Raw genomic sequence first — 21,151 nt, 5'->3', positions numbered from 1 at the left:
CTCAATCTGTCGAAATGACGTTCAGCGGGTTCGTGCTCTTCGGCCCCGTGGGCAGGCGCCTCACGTATTTGAACGTGCCGGTGGCGTGCGCGCAGGGCTTGCCTTCGGCGTCGTAGAGGGTGGCTTCGGTGAATGCCATGCTGGCGGTGCGGTGCATGAGGTGGCCCTTGCCCACGAGCTTGCCGCGCGCGGCCTGCATGAAGCTGGTCTTCATCTCGATGGTCACCACGCCCATCTCCTTGTCGACGCTGCGGGCGGCGACGGCCATGGTGACGTCCAGCAGGGTCATGCTCGCCCCGCCGTGGACGACGCTGAACGAATTGAGATGCTCGGGCTTCGGGTCGTAGTGGATCTCCGATCGCCCACCCTCGAAGAGCTCCAGTTCGAAGCCCAGGTGATGGACGAAGGGAATGTCGACCCCGAATTTCATGCGCTAGCCTCCCGTGATCACGCTGACCCCGCCGTCCACCGCGAGCCATTGCCCCGTGATGTGCTTGCCGGCATCCGAAGCGTACAGCAGCGTGATGCCCTTGAGGTCCTCGTCGTCGCCCAGGCGCCGCAGCGGCGCGTGCGCCGCGAGCTTGTCCGTTCCCAGGTGTTCGAGCACGCCCTTGGTCATGCGGCTCGGGAAGAAGCCGGGGCAGATCGCGTTCACCGTGATGTTGTACTTGCCCCATTCGCAGCCCAGCGCGCGCGTGAAGTTGATGACGGCGCCCTTGGACGTGTTGTAGGCGAGCGTCTGCATCTCCGGCGGGTTGCCGCCCAGCCCCGCGATGGAGGCGATGTTGATGATGCGGCCGTACTTCGCCGGGATCATGCTGTGCTTGGCGATGTGCTGCGACAGGATGAAGTAGCCGCGCACGTTGAGGTTCATGAGCTTGTCCCACGCCTCGACCGGGTGGTCTTCGGCGGGCGCGCCCCAGGCGGCGCCCGCATTGTTCACGAGGATGTGGACGTCGCCCATGCGCTCCATCGTCTCGCTCGCGAGGCGGTGGATTTCTTCTTCCTTCGCGCAGTCGGCCGCGATCCAGCGCGCGTCGATGCCCGCCGCCTGCAGTTCGGCGGCGGCCTCCTCCAGGTCGCCGGCCTTGCGCGAGCTGAGCATGATCTTCGCCCCCGCCTCGCCGAGGGCGTGCGCCATCTGCAGGCCGAGGCCGCGGGAGCCGCCGGTGACGAGGGCCGTCTTGCCCTCGAGGTTGAAGAGTTGCTGGACCGTGCGTGTCATGAGGATGTCCTTGTGGTGGGTTCAGGGGCCGGCGCGCATCCGGGAGCGCACCCAGACGAGCAGCGCGCCGATGGCGGCGATGAGGACGCCGATGACGATGAGCCACCAGCCGGTTGCCGGGTCGCTTCCTTTCGTCGCGAGGCCGATGATGGCTGCGAAGAGCCCGCCGTAGATCAGCATCCACACCAGCCGTTCGACCCACAGGATGGCGCGTGGCGATGACATCAGAAGGCCTCCTCGGGCATGTCCGCGCACGTCGGGTCGCGGCTGGCCGCGACTTGCAGCCAGGCGCCGATCTTGGGCAGCTCGTAGTGGAAGAAATAACGCGCCGCGCGCAGCCGCCCCTCGTGCGCGGGATCGTTCGAATTCGCGGGCACCGAGAGCGCCACGTCCAGCCAGATCCATGCGATGACAGTGTGGCCGAAGGCCTGCATGTAGGGGACCGCGTTCGCGAGCGCCTCCGCCGGGTCGCCGGTGGACCAGGCGGCTTTCGTGGCGTCCGCGACCTGCGTGAGCGCCTCGCCGAGCGCGGTCGCGTAGGCCGCGAGGTCGGCGCGGCTTCCTGCGCGCGCCATCGTCGCGCGCATGCGTCCGGCCAGCAGTTCCAGCCCCTGCCCGCCTTCCATGCGCACCTTGCGGCCCAGCAGGTCCGCAGCCTGGATGCCGTGCGTGCCCTCGTGGATCATGTTCAGGCGGTTGTCGCGCCAGTACTGCTCCACCGGGAAGTCCCGGGTGTAGCCGTAGCCGCCGTGGATCTGGATCGCGAGCGAATTGGCTTCCAGGCACCACTCGCTCGGCCAGCTCTTGGCGATGGGCGTCAGAACCTCGAGCAGCAAACGCGCTTCGTTGGCCACATCGGGTTCGCCCGTATGTTGTTCGTCGACGAGCCGCGCGCAGTAGAGCGCGAGGGCTAGCGCGCCTTCGCAGTACGACTTCTGCGCCAGCAGCATGCGCTTGATGTCGGCGTGTTCGATGATGCGCACCTGCGGCCGCGAAGGGTCCTTGCCGGCGGGCCCCACGGGCCGGCCCTGCGGCCGGTTCTTCGCGTACTCAAGCGACGCGGCATAGCCTGCCATTCCCAGCATGACGGCCGCCATGCCGACGCCGATGCGTGCCTCGTTCATCATGTGGAACATGCAGCGCAGGCCTTCGTGCGGCCGGCCGACGAGATAGCCGACGGCGCCCGCCCTGCCATCCACCTTGAACTTGCCTTCGCCGAAGTTGAGCAGCGTGTTCGTGGTGCCGCGCCAGCCGAGCTTGTGGTTCAGGCCGGCGAGCGCGACGTCGTTGCGCGCGCCGGTGAGTCGCCCATCTGCGTCCACCAGCTTCTTGGGCACGATGAAGAGCGAGATGCCTTTGGTGCCGGGGATGATCTTGCCGTCCGGCCCCGGGATCTTCGCGAGCACGAGGTGGATGATGTTCTCGGTGAGCTCATGCTCGCCCGCCGAGATCCACATCTTGTTGCCCGTGAGGCGGTAACGCGGGCCGAGCGGGTCATTTTCGAATCCCTCACCGTCCGGCACCGCGCGCGTCACGATGTCCGACAGCGACGAGCCCGCCTGCGGCTCCGACAGGCACATCGTCCCCGACCAGCGCCCGGAAAATTCATTGAGCGCGAAGACCTGCTTCTGCAGTTCGGTGCCGTGCACCATCAGCAGGTTGGCGTTGCCCACCGTGAGCATGCCGGAACCCATGCTGACCGAAGCCATCGCGAAGAAGGTGTGCGCCGCCGACTCCACGGTATAGGGCAGCTGCATGCCGCCGATGGCGTAGTCCTGCGCGGCGCTGAGCATCCCGGAAGCGGCGAACGCATCGTAGGCCTCCTTGGAACAGGCCGGCAGGATGACCTTTTCGCCGTCGAAGCGCGGCTCCTCGATGTCGAGGGTGCGGTTGTGCGGTGCGTACTTTTCCCGCGCGATGCGCTCGCAGGTGTCGAGCACCGCGTCGAATGTTTCGCGCGAGTGATCGGCGAAGCGCGGACGTCCGGTCAACTGCTGGGCGTGCAGCCAGTCGTAGAGCAGGAAGTCGAGTGTTTGGCGCAGCGGCATCGTATTCCTGGAGCTTCAAGTCGGGCTTGACCGGACGCAGAAGTCGCAGAAGCCACGCAGAATTTCGCAGAAAAAATTTAAATGGACTTTTCTGGGCTTTCTTCTGCGTAACTTCTGCGAATTCTGCGTCCTTGCCCTGAATTCGGTATTTCAGAGCACTTCGAAGATCCCCGCAGCCCCCATCCCGCCGCCAATGCACATCGTGACCCCGACGCGCTTCGCCCCGCGGCGCTTGCCCTCGATCAGCGCATGGCCCGTCAGGCGCTGGCCCGAGACGCCGTAGGGGTGGCCCAGCGCGATCGCGCCGCCGTTCACGTTCAGCTTGTCGTTGGGGATGCCCAGCTTGTCGCGGCAATAGATCACCTGCACCGCGAATGCCTCGTTCAACTCCCACAGGTCGATGTCGCCCACCTTCAGGCCGAGCTTTTTCAGCACCTTCGGCACCGCGAACACCGGGCCGATGCCCATTTCGTCGGGCTCGCAGCCCGCCACCGCGAAGCCCAGGAAGCGGCCGAGCGGCTTCAGGTTGTGCCTGCTCGCGTACTCCTCGCTCACCACGACGCAGGCGCCCGCGCCGTCGGAGAACTGGCTCGCGTTGCCCGCGGTGATCACGCCGCCCGGCAGCGCGGAGCGGATGCCGCTGATGCCTTCCTTGGTCGTGCCCTCGCGCGTGCCCTCGTCCTTGCTCACCGTGACTTCCTTGGTGCGCAGGCCCATCACCGCATCGGCGACGCCGGCCTGCACGGTGATCGGCGCGATCTCCGCATCGAAGCGGCCTTCGGCCTGCGCCGCACAGGCCTTCTGCTGGCTCGCGGCGCCGTATTCGTCCATCGCGTCGCGGCTGATGTTGTAGCGCTTGGCGACCTGCTCGGCGGTCTGCAGCATCGACCAGTAGATCTCGGGCTTGACCTTGTCGAGCTCGGGGTCCTTCATCATGTGCGTGTTCATTTCCTGCTGCACGCAGGAGATGCTTTCGACGCCGCCCGCGACGTACACGTCGGCCTCGCCCGCAAGGATGCGCTGCGCGGCGAGCGCGATGGTCTGCAGGCCGGACGAGCAGAAGCGGTTGACGGTCACGCCCGACACGGTGACGGGCATGCCGGCGCGCAATGCGATCTGGCGCGCGATGTTGGCGCCGGTCGCGCCCTCGGGGTTGGCGCAACCCATGATCACGTCCTCCACTTCGGCGGCGTCGATGCCGGCTCGCTGCAGCGCGTGCTTGACGGCGTGGCCGCCCAGCGTCGCGCCGTGCGTCATGTTGAAGGCGCCCTTCCAGCTCTTGGCCAGGGGCGTGCGGGCGGTGGAGACGATAACGGCGGAAGTCATGACGGTGGCCTTTCTAGGACGAAGCGGAAACGGATGCCGGCGCAGCCGAGGCGTTGCGCAGGAGCTGGTGATAGAAGCGGACGAGCTCCGCCAGGTTGGACGTGGCGATGCGCTCGTTGGTGCCGTGGAAGCGCGGCAGGTCCTCGGGCTTCGCGCGCACGGGCGAGAAGCGGTAGACGTGGTCGCTGATGGCGGAGTAGTAGCGCGAATCGGTCGCGCCGATCATGAGGCCCGGCGCGACGATCGTGCCGGGGAACAGCGAGCGCACGGTGCGGTTGACGAGCCGGTAGGAATCCGACTGCGTGGGCGAGATCGGCGACGGTTCCGCGCCGCCGTCGAGCGCCTTGAGTTCGAACTTGTCGTTCGCGACCTTGGCCTTCACGTGCTGCATCACCGAGTCGCGCGTGTCGCCCGGCAGCAGGCGGAAGTTCACCGTGGCCTCGGCGTTGCCGGGAAGCACGTTGTCCTTGTTGCCGGCGTTGACGATGGTGAGCGCCGTGGTCGTGCGCAGCATCGCGTTGGTACTGGCGCCCTTTTCCAGCTGCGCCTGTACCAGCGGGCCGAACAGCCAGAGATTGGACAGCGCCACGCGGCCGAAGCCGCTCATCTCGGGCGCGACGGTCTGGAACATCTCGCGGGCGACGCCGCGGATGGCCGCGGGCAGCTGCTCGTCGTCGAGCCGCCGCAGCGCCGCGCTCATCATCCCGATCGCGCTCTGCCCCGCGGGAGGCGGCATCGAGGAATGCCCCGGCGTGGCCGGCACCTTGAGCACCACCGACATGTAGCCCTTCTCGGCAATGCCGATCAGCGCCGCGGGCTGGTTCAAGCCCGGCATGATGCCGTCGGTAATGAGCAGGCCCTCGTCGATCACGAAGTCGAGCCGCACGTTGCGCGACTGCAGCAGCTTGACGATCTGCGCCGCGCCGCGCAGGCCGCCCACTTCCTCGTCGGCGCCGGACGCCAGGTAGATCGTCTGGCGCGGCTTGAATCCCTCTCCCACCAGCATTTCGAGCGCCTCGAGTTGCGAGATCAGGTTGCCCTTGTCGTCCCAGGCGCCGCGGCCCCAGACGAAACCGCCTTTCGTCTCGCCGGCGAAGGGCGAAGCCTTCCAGTTGGGCTCGGTCCCGGGCGCGATCGGCACGACGTCCTGGTGCGCCATCAGCATGATGGGCAGCGCCTTCGGGTCGCTCCCGGGCCAGGTGTACAGCAGGCTCAGGCCGCCCACCACCTCGCGTCGGAGCGTGGCATGGACCTTGGGGAAGCGCTGTTCGAGGTACGCATGGAACTTGCGGAATTCTTCCGCGTTGAGCTGCGCATCCTCCAGGCTGGAGACGGTCTGGAAACGGATCGCACCCGCGAGCTTGTCCGCTACGGACCTTTCGTCCACCGCCACCGGCGGCGCGGCGGGCACGTCCAGCTGGCGCGAGCCCTGGCGCCACGTGTTCACGGCCACGGCGGCCGCGAGCAGCAGCAACAGTCCCAGCACCAGCCAGAGCGCGCGCTTGATCACGACGCGATCAGCCGTTGAAGGTCTTGCCTTCGGCCACGAGCTTCGCGAGCAGCGGCGCAGGCTCCCAGAAATTCGCGTCGTCGCGCGGGTTCTTCTGGAAGCGCTTCATCGCCTGTGCCACGTTGAAGAGGCCCACCTGGTCCGCGTAGAGCATCGGGCCGCCGCGCGAGAACGGGAAGCCGTAGCCCGTGATGTAGACCATGTCGATGTCGCCGGCCTTGGACGCGATGCCGTCCTCCAGGATGTGCGCGCCTTCGTTGACGAGCGCGAACACCAGGCGCTGCACGATCTCCTCGTCGGAAATCTTGCGCGGCGTGATGCCGAGTTCCTTGCGGTGGTCCTCGATCATCTTGTTGACCAGCTCCGAAGGAATCGCGTCGCGCTTGCCTTCCTTGTAGTCGTACCAGCCCGCGCCCGTCTTCTGGCCGAAGCGGCCGAGCTCGCACAGCTTGTCGGCGGTGCGGCTGTACTTCATGTCGGCGCGCTCGGTGGCGCGGCGCTTGCGGATCGCCCAGCCGATGTCGTTGCCCGCGAGGTCGCCCATGCGGAACGGGCCCATCGCGAAGCCGAACTTCTCGATCGCCTTGTCCACCTGCTGCGGCGTCGCGCCTTCATCGAGGAGGAAGCCCGCCTGGCGGCTGTACTGCTCGATCATGCGGTTGCCGATGAAGCCGTCGCACACGCCGGAGACGACGGCCGTCTTCCGGATCTTCTTGGCAACCGCCATCACGGTGGCCATGACGTCCTTGCCGGTCTTCGCGCCGCGCACGACTTCCAGCAGCTTCATGACGTTGGCCGGGCTGAAGAAGTGCAGGCCCACGACGTCCTGCGGACGCTTGGTGAAGGAGGCGATCTTGTTCACGTCGAGCGTGGAGGTGTTGGACGCGAGGATCGCGCCGGGCTTCATCACTTCGTCGAGCTTCTCGAACACCTTCTGCTTGACGCCCATCTCCTCGAACACGGCCTCGATCACGAGGTCGGCGTCCTTCAGGTCGTTGTAGTCGAGCGTGGTCGTGAGCAGGCTCATCGTCTTCTCGTACTTGTCCTGCTTGAGCTTGCCCTTCTTGACCTGGGCTTCGTAGTTCTTGCGGATGGTCGCGATGCCCTTGTCGAGCGCCTCCTGCTTCATCTCCAGCATCTTCACCGGGATGCCCGCGGAGAGGAAGTTCATCGTGATGCCGCCGCCCATGGTGCCGGCGCCGATCACGGCGACCTGCTTGATCTCGCGTTGCGGCGTGTCTTCCGGCACGTCGGCGATCTTGGAGGCGGCGCGCTCGGCCATGAAGAGGTGGCGAAGCGCACGGCTCTCGGGAGTGAACATGAGTGCGGTGAAGATCTCCCGCTCGTAAGCCATGCCATCGTCGAACTTCTTCAGCGTCGACGATTCGACGGCGTCGACGCACTTCTCCGGCGCCGGCAGGCCCTTGGCCATGCCCTTGACCATGTTGCGCGCGAACTGGAAGTACGCATCGCCCAGCGGGTGCTTGGACGGCAGGTTGCGCACCAGGGGGAGCGGGCGCACATCGGCGACGGAGCGCGCGAAGGCCAGCGCTTCCTCGGCGAGCGATTCGGGCGAGGACGCCATCTTGTCGAACAGCTTCTGGCCGGGCTGCTGCGCGAGCAGTTCGCTCTTCACGGGCTCGCCGCTCACGATCATGTTGAGCGCTGTCTCCACGCCCAGCACGCGCGGCAGGCGCTGCGTGCCGCCGGCGCCGGGGATGAGGCCGAGCTTCACTTCGGGCAGCGCGACGTTGGTGCCCGGCGCCGCGATGCGATAGTGGCAGCCGAGCGCGAGCTCGAGGCCGCCGCCCATGCACACGGAATGAATGGCCGCGACGACGGGCTTGGCGGAATTTTCGACCGCGATGATGACGGAAAGCAGGTTCGGCTCGGCGAGCGCCTTGGGCGTCCCGAACTCCTTGATGTCCGCGCCGCCGGAAAACGCCTTGCCGGCGCCGGTGATGACGATGGATTTCACGGAGGCATCGGCGTTGGCTTTCGCCAGCCCGTCGGTGAGGCCGAGGCGCGTGGCATGCCCGAGCCCATTGACGGGCGGGTTGTTCATCGTGATCACCGCCACGTCACCGTGGACTTTGTATTCAGCGCTCATGGGTCGCTCCTGGGGAATGGGAAACTGCACGAAAAGAACGGTCGTTCGTTTTTGATTTTAGAACGCTATGGTGCGCCGACCTAGGCGCTTTGTCACGGCGGGGACAAATGCGGGGCCGGACAGCCGGACGCAGAAGTCGCAGAAGTTACGCAGAAAGAAGCCCAAAAAAATCCTTTGGAATCTTTCTGCGAAATTCTGCGTGGTTTCTGCGACTTCTGCGTCCTTGAACCCGAATGCGAAGGCTAAACCTCCAGCCACTCCTTGCGGATATACGCATCCGCACGCAGCGAATCCGGCGTGCCCTGGAACACGATGCTTCCGTGCCCCATCACCAGCGCGCGGTCGGAGATCGCCATCGCGATGGTCAGCTTCTGCTCGATCAGCAGCACCGAGATCCCGCGCTCCTTCAGCTTCTGCAGGTACTGGCCCACCAGCTCCACGATCTTGGGGGCGAGGCCCTCGGTCGGCTCGTCGATGATGATCAGGTCCGGGTCGCCCATCAGCGTGCGGCACAGGGTGAGCATCTGCTGCTCGCCGCCGGACAGCACGCCCGCCTCCGTATGCTGCCGCTCCTTCAGGCGCGGAAACATCTCGTACATGTCGTCGAAGGTCCAGCGGCCCTTCTGCTTGGCGCTCTTCTGGCCGAGCATGAGGTTCTGGTGCACCGTGATCTTCGGGAAGATGTCGCGGTTCTCCGGGACGTAGCCGATGCCCAGGTGCGCGATCTCGTAGGGCTTGCAGCCCAGGGTCTGGCGGCCTTTCCAGTCCACCGTTCCGGTGCAGTCGACCATGCCCATGATGGCCTTCGCCGTGGTCGAGCGGCCGGAGCCGTTGCGCCCCAGCAGCGCGACGATCTCGCCCTCCCCCACGTCGAACTCCACGCCGTGCAGGACGTGGCTCTTGCCGTAGAAGGCATGGAGATTCTGTACTTTGAGCATGTCAGTGATTGGCTTGTGCGTCGGCGACGTGGGAGCCGAGATAGGCCTCCTGCACGCGCTGGTTGGCGCGCACGGCCTCGGGCTGGTCGTACGCGAGGATTTCGCCATAGACGACCACGGCGATCTTGTCGGCCAAGCCGAACACCACGCCCATGTCGTGCTCGACCGTGAGCAGGGTCTTGCCGATCGTCACTTCCTTGATGAGCTCGATGAAGCGCTTGGTCTCGCTCTTGCTCATGCCGGCCGTCGGTTCGTCCAGCAGGATGACCTGCGCGCCCCCGGCGATCGTGATGCCGATCTCCAGCGCCCGCTGCTCGGCATAGGTGAGGTTGATCGCCAGGATGTCCCGCTTGCGGTCGAGCTTGATCATGTGCATCAGCTGCTCCGCGCGCTCGTTCGCATCGTCGAGGTCCGCCAGGAATTTCAGGAAGGTGTAGCGGTAGCCCAGGCTCCACAGCACCCCGCAGCGCAGGTTCTCGAAGACGCTGAGCTTGGGGAAGATGTTGGTGATCTGGAAGCTGCGCGACAGGCCCAGGCGGTTGATCTCGAAGGGCTTCTTGCCGTCGATGCGCTGGCCGTTCAGCAGCACCTCGCCGCTCGTGGGCGCGAATCGCCCGCTGATGAGGTTGAACAGCGTGGACTTGCCCGCGCCGTTGGGGCCGATCACGGCGATGCGTTCGCCCGCCTTCACCGCCAGGCTGCAGCCGCGGATGATCTCCGTCTTGCCGAAGCTCTTGCGCAGGTCTTTGAGTTCGAGGGCGGGGACTGTCACAGGTTTTGCCTTCGCTTCATTTCCAGCTCGATATATTCCTGGATTTCGCCCCACTGGTGCAGGAAGTGGCGGCGCGTGACCTCGAACAGGCCGATGCCCGTCAGCATAACGAACACGCAGCCGAACCAGCTGTTGACGCCCTTCGCGTCCAGCGTCATGCCGAGGAAGTGCAGTTGCGGGCCGAGGGCGGCGTTGAGCTTCAGGTGGTAGACCATCTCGATCATCGACGCGGCGCCCAGCAGCGCGATGAACGCCGTGAACGCCAGTGCGAGGTAGCTCACCCAGAGTTCCTTCAGGCGGCCGAAGGCGGCGACACGCAGGTTCATCATGATCAGGCTGGCGATGCCGCCGGGCGCATACATCACCATGAAGAGGAAGACCAGGCCCAGGTACAGCAGCCACGCCTTGGTGAATTCGGACAGCAGCACGAAGGCCAACACCATGAGGATGCCGCCGATGATCGGGCCGAAGAAGAAGGTGGCGCCCCCGAGGAAGGTGAAGAGCAGGTAGGCGCCGGAGCGCTGCCCGCCGACGACCTCGGACGTGACGATCTCGAAGTTCAGCGCCGCGAGGCCGCCCGAGATGCCCGCGAAGAACGCCGCGATGATGAAGGCGATGTAGCGCACCTTCTGCGTGTCGTAGCCCACGAATTCCACGCGCTCCGGGTTGTCGCGCACCGCGTTGAGCATGCGGCCGAGCGGCGTGCGCGTGAAGGCGAACATGAGCGCGGTGCAGGCGAAGGTGTAGACCGCGATCAGGTAGTACAGCTGGATCTGCGGGCCGAAGGTGATGCCGAAGCGCGCCGGTCCCGCGACGCGGTTGCCGTTGATGCCGCCCTCGCCGCCGAAGAATTCGGGGAACATCAGCGAGCTCGCCCACACCAGCTCGCCGATGCCCAGCGTGATCATCGCGAAGGGCGTCGCGGCCTTCTTCGTGGTGACCCAGCCGAAGACGACGGCGAACAGCATGGACGCGACGCCGCCGGCGATGGGCACGAGGCTCACCGGCAGCGGAAAGCCGTTCTTGCTCACGAGGTTCAGCGTGTGCATCGCGAGGAACGCGCCCAGCCCCGAATACACGGCGTGCCCGAAACTGAGCATGCCGCCCTGCCCCAGCAGCATGTTGTAGGAGAGGCAGACGATGATGGCGATGCCCATCTGGCTCAGCAGCGTCTGCGACAGGCTGCTGGTGAACACCAGCGGCGCCACGAGCAGCACCAGCGCGAACAGGCTCCAGAGGATCCAGCGGCCGATGTTGTGCGGCTTGAATTCGTAGTAGGCGGCGCTCATCCTTCCCTCGTCCCCAGAAGGCCCTTGGGCCGGAAGATCAGGACCAGCACGAGGAACATGTACGGCAGGATCGGCGCGATCTGGCTGATCTTGAGTTTCCACAGCGCATAGCCGAAAGTCTGCGGCGTGATGTCCAGGCCGGCCGACGACGCCGCGCCCATGAGCGAGCTGTCGATGCCCACGGCGAAAGTCTGGATGACGCCGATCAGCAGCGAGGCGACGAACGCGCCCGACAGCGACCCCATGCCGCCGACCACCACCACCACGAAGATCACGGAGCCGACGGTTGCCGCCATCCCCGGTTCGGTGACGAAGGCGTTGCCGCCGATCACGCCCGCGAGCCCCGCGAGCGCGGCACCTCCGCCGAAGACCAGCATGAAGACGCGCGGCACGTTGTGCCCGAGCGCCTCCACCGTGTCGGGGTGCGTGAGCGCCGCCTGGATCACCAGGCCGATGCGCGTGCGCGTGAGCAGCAGCCAGATCGCGATCAGCATGAGGATCGCGACGAACATCATGAAGGCGCGGTAGGCGGGAAAGGCGGTGCCGTAGATCTTGAAGAGCGGCCCGTCCAGCAGCGCCGGCACGCGGTAGTCCACCGAGCTCGTGCCCCAGATCAGCTGCACCATCTCCAGGATGATGAACGAGAGCCCGAACGTGATGAGCAGCTCGGGCACGTGCCCGAACTTGTGCACGCGCCGCAGGCAGTACTTCTCGAAGGCGGCGCCGAGCACCGCGACCAGCAACGGCGCGACGAAGAGCGCCGGCCAGAAGCCCACGAGCTGCGTCGTGCTGTAGGCGAAATAGGCGCCCAGCATGTAGAAGCTCGCGTGCGCGAAGTTGAGCACGCCCATCATGCTGAAGATGAGCGTCAGCCCGGAGCTGAGCATGAACAGCAGCAGCCCGTAGCTGATGCCGTTCAACAGCGATATGGTGAAGAATTCCATGGATCCCCTGCGGACAGGAAAAGAGCCCGTTCACCCCGGGGGCGAACGGGCTCCGGCGATTGGCCCGGAGCGCGCGAGCCCCGCGCTCAGGAGGCGGACGGCCGCTTCATCTGGCAGCTGGTCGGCGTGCTCGAGACGTAGGGGTCCATCTGCTTGATCGGCACGAAGGTGTAGCCGGTCTTCTCCACGCTGTACTCGCCCTTCTTGGCCTTTTGCCACTTGGTGATGTACATGGTCTGCTGCAGCTGGTGGTCGGACGCGCGCATCGTCACGTCGCCGGCGAAGCTCTTGACCTGCAGGCCTTCCATGGCCTTGGCCACCTTCGAGGGCTCGGTGCTGCCGGCCTTGGCGATCGCCGCGCCGAGCAGCGAGATGCCGTTGTAGGTGGCGAAGGTGTAGTAGTCGTCGTCGAACTTCTTGAAGAACTCCGCGCCCATCGCGCCGAGCTCGCCCGTGTGGTTGGCGTGGCCGTACGCCACGACGTAGACCTCGCTGTCGCCGCCCGCGGCGAGCGCGGTGGGCGTGCCGGTCACGCCGGCGTAGTAGGTGTACATCGGGATCTTCAGGCCCGCGTCGTTCAGCGCCTTCACGAGCAGCGTCAGGTCCTGGCCCCAGTTGCCGGTCACGATGGTGTCGGCGCCGGACTGCTTGATCTTCGCGACGTAGGGCGCGAAATCCTTCACCTGGCCGATCGGGTGCAGGTCTTCGCCGGCGATCTTGATGTCGGGACGCTTGCGCGCGATGCCTTCCTTGAAGTACTTGGCGACCTGCTGGCCGTGCGAGTAGTTCTGGCCGATGATGTAGACGCTCTTGACCTTGGGCTGGTCCTTGATGAAGGCCGTGAGCGCCTCCATCTTCATGGACGTGTCCGCATCCAGGCGGAAGTGCCAGTAGTCGCACTTCTCGTTGGTCATCGCGGGATCGACGGCCGCGTAGTTCAGGTAGATCAGTTCCTTGCCCGGGTTGCGCTCGTTGTGCTTGGAGACCGCGTCCAGGATCGCGAGGCCGGCGCCCGAGCCGTTGCCCTGCGTGACGTAGCGGAAGCCCTGGTCGATCGCAGCCTTGAGCGTGTTCAGGCTTTCCTGCGGGGAGCCCTTGTTGTCGAAGCCGACGACTTCGAATTTCACGCCGGCCGGGTTCTTCGCGCCCGACATGCGCTCGGCCGCGAACTGCCAGCTCTTGAGCTGGTTCTGGCCGACGTTGGCGAACGGCCCGGACAGCGGGTCCATGAAGGCGATGCGCACCGTCTGGCCGGCGAGTGCACCGGCAGGCGCACCGGCTTTGGCGGGCGCCGGCTTGGCGGGGGTGGCCTGCAGGGCGAACAGCGGGCCTGCGAGGGCCAGCACGGATGCGGCGGCAACGAGTCTGAATGCGAACTTCATTGATGTCTCCTGGTAAATCCGACAGCGGGCAGGGTAGCTTTTTTTGTGCGGTGCAACGCTCAGGGATTGCCCCTAAGCGCGCCGGTTCCTATCGCGCAGGTGACACGGGCCTCAGGTGTTGGGCAGCTTGTAGTCCTTCAGCATTTCGCGCAGCCGCGTCTTGAGCATCTTGCCCGTGGCGCCGATGGGAATCGCATCGACGAAGACGACGTCGTCGGGGATCTGCCACTTCGCGGTCTTGCCCTCGTAGAACTTGATCAGCTCCTCGCGCGTCACCTCCGCGCCGGGCTTCCTGACGACCGCCACGATCGGCCGCTCGTCCCACTTGGGGTGCTTCATGCCGACGCAGGCGGCCATGGCCACGGCCGGGTGCGCCACGGCGATGTTCTCCACGTCGATGGAGCTGATCCATTCGCCGCCGGACTTGATCACGTCCTTGCTGCGGTCGGTGATCTGCATGTAGCCGTCGGCGTCGATCGTCGCGACGTCGCCGGTCGGGAACCAGCCATCGACCAGCGGCGAGCCGCCCTCGCCCTTGAAATATTCGCGCACCACCCAGGGGCCCCGCACGTAAAGGTCGCCGGAGGCCTTGCCGTCCCACGGCAGCTCCTTGCCGTCCTCGCCGACGATCTTCATGTCGACGCCGAAGATGGCGCGCCCCTGCTTCAGGCGGATGCGCATCTGCTCCTCGGGCGACTTTTCGAGGTCCTTGTTCTTCAGGGTGCACAGCGTGCCGAGGGGGCTCATCTCCGTCATGCCCCAGGCGTGGAGCACCTCGACGCCGTAGTCCTCGCGGAAGGCATTGATCATGGCCGGCGGGCAGGCCGAGCCGCCGATCACGGTGCGCTTCAGCGTGGAGAAACGCAGGCCGCCCGGCTTCATGTGGCCCAAAAGCATCTGCCAGACCGTCGGCACGCCCGCGGCGTAGGAGACCTTTTCCGACTCGATCAATTCATAGATCGACTTGCCGTCCATCGCGGGGCCGGGGAAGACCAGCTTGCAGCCGGTCAAGGCCGCCGAATACGGGATGCCCCAGGCGTTGACGTGGAACATCGGCACCACGGGCAGCACGGAGTCGCGCGCCGAAAGGCACATGACGTCCGGCAAGGCCGCCGCGTAGGCATGCAGGATCGTGGACCGGTGGCTGTAGAGCGCGGCCTTCGGGTTGCCCGTCGTGCCGCTCGTGTAGCACATGCTCGATGCGGAGTTCTCGTCGAACTGCGGCCACGCGTAGGTGCCGGGCTGCCCGCCGATCCAGTCCTCGTAGGCCACGAGGTTGGGCACGCCGCTGTCCTGGGGCAGCTTGCCGCTGTCGCAAAGTGCGACGAACTCGCGGATCCCCGGGCAGCGCGCGTGCACCGCCTGCACCAGCGGCAGGAAAGTGAGGTCGAAGCAGAGCACCTGGTCTTCGGCGTGGTTCGCGATCCAGGCGATCTGGTCCGGATGCAGGCGCGGGTTGATGGTGTGCAGCACGCGGCCGGAGCCGCTGACCCCGAAATAGAGCTCCAGGTGGCGGTAGCCGTTCCAGGCCAGCGTGGCGACGCGGTCCGAGAACTTCAGGCCCATGGCGTCCAGCGCGTTGGCCGCCTGGCGGGCGCGCTTCGCCACATCCCTCCAGTGGTAGCGGTGAAGGTCGCCCTCGACTCGGCGCGAGACGATCTCGCCCTCGCCGTGGTGCTTTTCGGCGAAATCGATCAACGACGAAATCAACAGCGGTTGGTCTTGCATCAAACCCAGCATCGAAACTCCTGGCGGCATGTAGTTGGCGGATGCTAGTGCTTCATGCCCGTGCTTTCCATCCGGCAACACCCGGGGGGGCGGCAACCCTGCGCCGGCACCGGCGCGTCGAACCGGGGACAATGCGGGCATGACAGAAATCGCGGAATCCGCCACGGCCGAGCTTGAATTGGGCGCGCCGTGGCGCAACAGTTTCCATACGCTGGGGCCGGCGTTTTTCACGGAACTGCGCTCGACTCCCCTGCCCGAGCCCTACGGCATCTCCGTCAATGCGCTGCTCGCACGGGAGCTGGGGCTGGATGCGGAGGCCCTCGCCTCGCCGGCCGGCGTTCTGGCGCTCACGGGCAACGCCCTGATCCCCGGGTCGCAGCCGCTCGCCAGCGTCTACAGCGGCCACCAGTTCGGGGTGTGGGCGGGCCAGCTCGGCGACGGCCGCGCCATCCTGCTGGGCGAGATCGACACGCCCGCCGGCCCGCGCGAACTTCAGCTCAAGGGCAGCGGAAAAACGCCCTACTCCCGAATGGGCGACGGGCGCGCCGTGCTGCGCTCGAGCATCCGCGAATACCTGGGCTCGGAAGCCTTGTGGGGCCTGGGCATTCCCACCACACGCGCGCTGGCTGTGACGGGCTCCGATGCCCCGATCCGCCGCGAGGAAGTCGAGACCGCCGCGGTGGTGACGCGGGTCGCGCCCAGCTTCATCCGCTTCGGGCACTTCGAGCATTTCGCGGCGCGCGACCAGCACGCCGAGCTCAGGCAGCTCGCCGACTACGTGATCGGCAGGTTCTACCCGGACTGCCTGGCAACCGGCAAGTTTTCCGGCAACCCCTACGCGGCATTCCTCGAACAGGTCAGCGAGCGCACGGCGGCGATGGTCGCGCAGTGGCAGGCGGTGGGCTTTTGCCATGGCGTGATGAACACCGACAACATGAGCATCCTGGGCCTCACGATCGACTACGGCCCCTTCCAGTTCCTCGATGCCTTCGTGCCCGGGCACATCTGCAACCACAGCGACGAGCAAGGCCGCTATGCCTACAACAAGCAACCGAACGTCGCCTACTGGAACCTTTTCTGCCTCGGCCAGGCGCTGCTGCCGCTGATCGGCGACCAGGAGATGGCGCTGGCAGCGCTGGAGTCGTACAAGGCGGTGTTCCCGCGCGAGCTGGAATCGCGCATGCGGGCCAAGCTCGGCCTGGCGGACGCCCGGGATGGGGACCGCGCGCTGATCGAGGACATCCTGAAGCTGCTGGCCCAGGACGGCGTGGACTACACGATCTTCTGGCGCCGCCTGTCCCACGCGGTGGCGGACGGTCCCGGGGAGGCCACACGGGACCTGTTCCTGGACCGCCCGGCGTTCGACGCCTGGCTCGCCCGCTACATCCCCCGGGTCGAGGAAAGCGGCCGGGGCGATGCCGGGCAGCGCATGCTGCGCATCAATCCCAAGTACGTCCTGCGCAACCACCTGGGCGAACTCGCCATCCGGCAGGCGAAACTCGGCGACTATTCGGGGGTCGAAGGCTTGCTCGCGCTGCTGCAGGCCCCATTTGACGAACACCCGGCCCATGAAGACAAGGCCGGGTTCCCGCCCGACTGGGCTTCCCACATCGAAATCAGCTGCTCCTCATGACCTACCCTGTCGAAAAAACCGAAGCCGAGTGGAAGGCCCTGCTCGCGCAAAAAGGCGCCGAGCCCGGCGCCTTCCAGGTCACCCGCCACGCCGCCACCGAGCGGCCCTTCACGGGCAAGTACGAGACCGTCTGGGCCGACGGCAGCTACCACTGCATCTGCTGCGGCGCCAAGCTGTTCGACTCCGGCACCAAGTTCGACGCCGGCTGCGGCTGGCCGAGCTTCTCGCAAGCCGTGCCGGGCGCGATCAAGGAAATCCGCGACACGAGCCACGGCATGGTGCGCGTCGAGACCGTCTGCGCGAATTGCGGCGCGCACCTGGGCCACGTGTTCCCCGACGGCCCGACGGACACCGGCCTGCGCTACTGCATGAATTCCGCCTCGCTGGACTTCACCCCCCAGGACGGCAAGTGATCGCGCCATGAAACTGCTGCTCGATTTCTTCCCCATCATCCTGTTCTTCGTGGCGTTCAAGCTCGGGGGCATCTACGTCGCGACCGGCGTCGCGATCGCCGCCACGATCGCGCAGATCGCCTACCTGCGGTGGCGCACCGGCAAGGTGGAGCCGATGCAGTGGGTGAGCCTGGGGGTGATCATCGTGTTCGGCGGCGCGACGATCGTGGCGCACAACGACACCTTCATCAAATGGAAGCCCACGGTCCTCTACTGGCTGATGGGCGGCGCGCTGCTGGCGGGCCAGGTGATCTTCAGGAAGAACCTGCTCAAGTCCGTCATGGGCTCGCAGCTCGAATTGCCGGACAACGCCTGGCGCACCATGAACTGGAGCTGGATCGCGTTCTTCGCGATCATGGGCGTCGTCAACCTGTGGGTCGCCTTCAATTTCGACACCGACACCTGGGTGAACTTCAAGCTGTTCGGCGGCATGGGGTTGATGGTCCTGTTCGTCATCGGCCAGGCGCTCTATCTCGGGCGCTACATGAAGGCCGACGAAGCGCCCGGGCCCTGACGATGGGGACCGGAATCACCGCCGATGCGCTGCACGCGCGGCTCGCGGAACTCCTCGCGCCGAGCTCGCTCGAAGTGATCGATGAGAGCGCTGCACATGCGGGCCACGCGGGCTCCGACGGAACCGGTTCCGGCACCCATTTCCGGGTGCGGATCGCCTCCCCCCGCTTCGATGGCCTAAGCCGTGTTGCACGCCATCGCCTTGTGTATGATGCGCTGCACGATTTCGTGGCCCGGGGCCTCCATGCCCTCGCCATCGAGACGTTTTCCCCTTCTTCCTGACTTCCAACGGACTCTCCCATGAAGCAAGCTTTCCGGCCCGCGCTCGCGGCTGCCATCCTGACTCTTGCCCTGCCCGCCTTCGCGCAGAACCTGGCCATCGTGAACGGCAAGGCCGTGCCCACGTCCCGCATGGAGCAACTCGCGGCGCAGATGGCCCGCCAGGGCCAGCCCATTTCCGTCGAGCAGCAGGGCCAGCTCAAGGAAGCGATCATCATGCGCGAAATCTTCGTGCAGGAAGCCCAGCGCCGCGGCCTGGATGCGACCGACGATTTCAAGGTGCAGATGGACCTCGCGCGCCAGACCATCCTGATGCGCGAGCTGCTGACCGACTACCAGAAGACGAACGCGGTGACGGACGCCGACATCAAGGCCGAATACGACCGCTTCGTCGCGGCCAGCGGCGGCAAGGAATATCGCGCACGCCACATCCTGGTGGAAAAGGAAGACGACGCCAAGGCGATCATCGCGCAGCTCAAGAAGGGCGCGAAATTCGAGGACCTCGCCAAGAAGCGTTCGAAGGATCCGGGTTCGGCGGTCAACGGTGGCGACCTCGACTGGGCGTCCGCCGCGAACTGGGTGCCGGAGTTTTCCACCGCGATGGTCAAGCTGAACAAGGGCCAGGTCACCGACACGCCCGTGAAGAGCGAGCATGGCTGGCACGTCATCCGCCTCGACGACATCCGCGAGGCGCAGCTGCCGAAGATGGAGGAACTGCGCCCGCAGATCGCCCAGCAGCTGCAGCAGCAAAAGCTCGCGAAGTTCCAGGAGGAATTGCGCGCCAAGGCGAAGATCGAGTGATCGAGTGACCGGCCGGGCTGGTCCCGGTGTCCCCCAAAAGCGGCCCCGCGGGGCCGCTTTTTCGTTCAAACCACCAGGAAGTCCGCGGCGGTCAGCGGCCCGGCGAGGCCCGTGAGGGTCAGCGTGGCGAACTGGATCGCCGCCGTGCCGCCGGCACCATCGGCGTCGTAAAGCAGCGCACCGTTGTTCGTGTTGAAAATGATCCGGACAGCCGCGGTGGATGCCGCTGAACTGCCCGCGGCCTGGAAGGCTGCCACCGACAGGGGCCCGTCGCCCAGTGCGGAAAAGACGCTGTTGTCCAGCGCGATCGTGTCGTCCGCGGCATTGAAGTCGGTGATCCTGTCCGCGACGTATTTGACGGGCACGGTGCTGAACCGGAACGTGTCGGCGCCCGCACCGCCGGTCAAGGTGTCCGCACCCTGGCCTCCGTCGAGAATGTCATCGCCGGTGCCGCCCAGGAGCCTGTCGTTGCCCTCGAGCCCCGAGAGGAAGTTGGCGAGGGCATTGCCCACGAGCAGGTTGTCGAGTTCGTTTCCGGCCCCGTCGATGTTGGCCAGGCCGGCCAGCGTGAGGTTCTCGAGGTGGGGGCCCAGGGTGAAGCTGACCCTGCTGATGGCGGTATCGGTCCCTTCGCCGGCCAGTTCGATCAGGGTGTCGCCTGCGTCATCGATCGAATAGCGGTCGTTGCCGGCGCCGCCCGCCATGGTGTCAGCGCCCCCGGCGCCGTTCAGGGAATCGTCGCCCATGCCGCCATCGAGGCGGTTGGCGACGCCGTTGCCCGTCAAGGTGTCGTTGAAGTCGCTGCCGACCGCGTTCTCGATGGACAGCAAGGTGTCGATACCCCCGCCACCCGTGACCTGGGCGGCGGTCGAAGCGAGGCTGACCACCACGCCGGCGGTTGCGCCGGCGTAGCTGGCCGTGTCGATGCCGAGGCCACCCTCGAGCCTGTTGATGCCGGTTCCACCGTCGAGCCTGTCGTCGCCTGCGGCGCCCTTGAGCGTGTCGTCGCCTGCGCCGCCGGACAAGGTGTCGTTGCCGGCAAGCCCGCTGATCGCCTCGGCCTCGGCGCCGCCCACGATCGAATCATTGCCACTCGTTCCGTTCCTGACCAGCGGCACGTTTCGCGGCCCGTCCTGGAAATTCAGCAACTCCACGTTCCTGAGCGTATCGGTCCCATCACGGCCGGGAGACTGGTCGGCGATGGAAAAGTCGCGCGTCGCCGCGTTGTACGTGATGACGTAATCCGCGAAGTTGCCCCGGTAATAGGCCGTGTCGGAAAGCCCCGCTCCGCCGTCGATGCTGTCGTCGCCTTCGTCGCCGATCAGCGTGTCGTTGCCGTCGCCGCCAAGAAGCGTGTCGTCCGCGCCCATGCCGCCGAGCACGTCGTTTCCTTCGGAGCCGATGATGCTGTCCAGGCCCGCGCCGCCAAAAAGCGTGTCGTTGGACGGTGTGCCGGAAAGGACCAGGCCATCGCCTGCGTGGGGAACCAGCTGGCCGAAGGTCTTGGGCCCGTCGAAGAAGTTGAAGGTCTCGACGCTCTTGACCACATCCGTGCCGTCGCGGCCCGGGGACTGGTCGACGATGGTGTATTCGTGCGTCGCCGCGTCGTACGTGATGACGTATTCCGCGAAGTTGCCCCGGTAAAAGGCCGTGTCGGAAGTTCCCGCCCCGCCATCGATGTTGTCGTCGCCTTCGTCGCCGATCAGCGTGTCGTTGCCGTCGCCGCCAAGAAGGGTGTCGTCCGCGCCCATGCCGCCGAGCACGTCGTTTCCTTCGGAGCCGGTGATGCTGTCCAGGCCCGCGCCGCCGAAAAGCGTGTCGTTGGATGGCGTGCCGGAAAGGACCAGGCCATCGCCCGCGTGGGGAACGAGCTGGCCGAAGGTCTTGGGCCCGTCGAAGAAGTTGAAGGTCTCGACGCCCTTGACCACATCCGTGCCGTCGCGGCCCGGGGACTGGTCGATGATGGTGTATTCGTGCGTTGCCGCGTCGTACGTGATGACGTAATCCGCGAAGTTGCCCCGGTAAAAGGCCGTGTCGGAAATTCCCGCCCCGCCATCGATGTTGTCGTCGCCTTCATCGCCGATCAGCGTGTCGTTGCCGTCGCCGCCAAGAAGGGTGTCGTCCGCGCCCATGCCGCCGAGCACGTCGTTTCCTTCGGAGCCGGTGATGCTGTCAAGGCCCGCGCCGCCGAAAAGCGTGTC

At 66.1% G+C, this 21,151-nt stretch carries 19 protein-coding genes; 5 read left to right on the top strand and 14 right to left on the bottom strand.

Annotation, left to right across the window (positions count from 1 at the left end; all coding sequences use genetic code 11):
* Position 1 precedes the first annotated feature (1 nt).
* From I5803_RS02675 to I5803_RS02615, 13 genes are all read right to left on the bottom strand, one after another.
* Positions 2–430 (bottom strand): PaaI family thioesterase, encoded by a 429-nt coding sequence (locus tag I5803_RS02675; RefSeq protein WP_196984874.1) that lies wholly within the window; start codon positions 428–430, stop codon positions 2–4.
* 3 nt (positions 431–433) lie between these two features.
* A complete protein-coding gene (locus I5803_RS02670) occupies positions 434–1,225 on the bottom strand; it encodes an SDR family oxidoreductase (protein ID WP_196984873.1) in 792 nt (263 codons plus the stop codon).
* A gap of 21 nt (positions 1,226–1,246) precedes the next feature.
* Positions 1,247–1,450: a hypothetical protein gene (locus tag I5803_RS02665; protein ID WP_196984872.1), complete on the bottom strand. Its 204-nt coding sequence runs from the start codon at positions 1,448–1,450 to the stop codon at positions 1,247–1,249.
* Positions 1,450–3,273: an acyl-CoA dehydrogenase gene (locus tag I5803_RS02660; RefSeq protein WP_196984871.1), complete on the bottom strand. Its 1,824-nt coding sequence runs from the start codon at positions 3,271–3,273 to the stop codon at positions 1,450–1,452. The genes I5803_RS02665 and I5803_RS02660 overlap by 1 nt, the downstream gene beginning before the upstream one ends.
* A 150-nt stretch (positions 3,274–3,423) precedes the next feature.
* Complete coding sequence (locus I5803_RS02655; RefSeq protein ID WP_196984870.1) at positions 3,424–4,599, bottom strand: acetyl-CoA C-acyltransferase; 1,176 nt, start codon at positions 4,597–4,599, stop codon at positions 3,424–3,426.
* Positions 4,600–4,612: 13 nt separating this feature from the next.
* Positions 4,613–6,109 carry a M20 family peptidase gene (locus I5803_RS02650; protein WP_354001612.1) on the bottom strand — a complete coding sequence of 499 codons (1,497 nt, stop codon included), beginning with the start codon at positions 6,107–6,109 and terminating at the stop codon, positions 4,613–4,615.
* A 7-nt stretch (positions 6,110–6,116) separates the two neighbouring features.
* On the bottom strand, positions 6,117–8,219 hold the full coding sequence (locus tag I5803_RS02645) for a 3-hydroxyacyl-CoA dehydrogenase NAD-binding domain-containing protein (RefSeq protein WP_196984869.1): 2,103 nt from the start codon (positions 8,217–8,219) through the stop codon (positions 6,117–6,119).
* A 242-nt stretch (positions 8,220–8,461) separates the two neighbouring features.
* Positions 8,462–9,157, bottom strand: coding sequence for an ABC transporter ATP-binding protein (locus I5803_RS02640; RefSeq protein WP_196984868.1), 696 nt, complete (start codon positions 9,155–9,157; stop codon positions 8,462–8,464).
* Position 9,158: 1 nt separating this feature from the next.
* Positions 9,159–9,929, bottom strand: coding sequence for an ABC transporter ATP-binding protein (locus tag I5803_RS02635; protein WP_196984867.1), 771 nt, complete (start codon positions 9,927–9,929; stop codon positions 9,159–9,161).
* A complete protein-coding gene (locus I5803_RS02630) occupies positions 9,926–11,218 on the bottom strand; it encodes a branched-chain amino acid ABC transporter permease (protein ID WP_196984866.1) in 1,293 nt (430 codons plus the stop codon). Before I5803_RS02630 ends, I5803_RS02635 begins: the two co-directional genes overlap by 4 nt.
* On the bottom strand, positions 11,215–12,162 hold the full coding sequence (locus I5803_RS02625; protein WP_196984865.1) for a branched-chain amino acid ABC transporter permease: 948 nt from the start codon (positions 12,160–12,162) through the stop codon (positions 11,215–11,217). The genes I5803_RS02630 and I5803_RS02625 overlap by 4 nt, the downstream gene beginning before the upstream one ends.
* 86 nt (positions 12,163–12,248) lie before the next feature.
* Positions 12,249–13,544 carry a branched-chain amino acid ABC transporter substrate-binding protein gene (locus tag I5803_RS02620; RefSeq protein WP_196984864.1) on the bottom strand — a complete coding sequence of 432 codons (1,296 nt, stop codon included), beginning with the start codon at positions 13,542–13,544 and terminating at the stop codon, positions 12,249–12,251.
* Positions 13,545–13,655: 111 nt separating this feature from the next.
* Positions 13,656–15,284: a 3-(methylthio)propionyl-CoA ligase gene (locus tag I5803_RS02615; protein WP_196984863.1), complete on the bottom strand. Its 1,629-nt coding sequence runs from the start codon at positions 15,282–15,284 to the stop codon at positions 13,656–13,658.
* Between the two features lie 127 nt (positions 15,285–15,411).
* Here I5803_RS02615 and I5803_RS02610 point away from each other — a divergent pair, with 127 nt between their 5' ends.
* Genes I5803_RS02610 through I5803_RS02590 form a run of 5 tightly spaced genes read left to right on the top strand, consistent with a single transcriptional unit; the run spans position 15,412 to position 18,950 of the window.
* On the top strand, positions 15,412–16,905 hold the full coding sequence (locus I5803_RS02610; protein ID WP_196984862.1) for a protein adenylyltransferase SelO: 1,494 nt from the start codon (positions 15,412–15,414) through the stop codon (positions 16,903–16,905).
* Positions 16,902–17,318: a peptide-methionine (R)-S-oxide reductase MsrB gene (gene msrB, locus I5803_RS02605; RefSeq protein WP_196984861.1), complete on the top strand. Its 417-nt coding sequence runs from the start codon at positions 16,902–16,904 to the stop codon at positions 17,316–17,318. Before I5803_RS02610 ends, msrB begins: the two co-directional genes overlap by 4 nt.
* A gap of 7 nt (positions 17,319–17,325) precedes the next feature.
* A complete protein-coding gene (locus I5803_RS02600; protein WP_196984860.1) occupies positions 17,326–17,871 on the top strand; it encodes a septation protein A in 546 nt (181 codons plus the stop codon).
* A 2-nt stretch (positions 17,872–17,873) separates the two neighbouring features.
* Positions 17,874–18,152 carry a BolA family protein gene (locus tag I5803_RS02595; RefSeq protein WP_196984859.1) on the top strand — a complete coding sequence of 93 codons (279 nt, stop codon included), beginning with the start codon at positions 17,874–17,876 and terminating at the stop codon, positions 18,150–18,152.
* An 18-nt stretch (positions 18,153–18,170) separates the two neighbouring features.
* Entirely contained in the window at positions 18,171–18,950 is a 780-nt protein-coding gene (locus I5803_RS02590) for a peptidylprolyl isomerase (protein ID WP_196984858.1), read from the top strand.
* Positions 18,951–19,015: 65 nt separating this feature from the next.
* Here the strand turns inward: I5803_RS02590 and I5803_RS02585 are convergent.
* The coding region (locus I5803_RS02585; protein ID WP_255553362.1) for a calcium-binding protein at positions 19,016–21,151 on the bottom strand (2,136 nt) is incomplete at its 5' end.

This window comes from Caenimonas aquaedulcis, assembly GCF_015831345.1.
Lineage (GTDB): Bacteria > Pseudomonadota > Gammaproteobacteria > Burkholderiales > Burkholderiaceae_C > Ramlibacter > Ramlibacter aquaedulcis.
The sequence above is the reverse complement of the archived record's forward strand: the minus strand, read 5'-3'. Positions and strand labels throughout refer to the sequence as shown.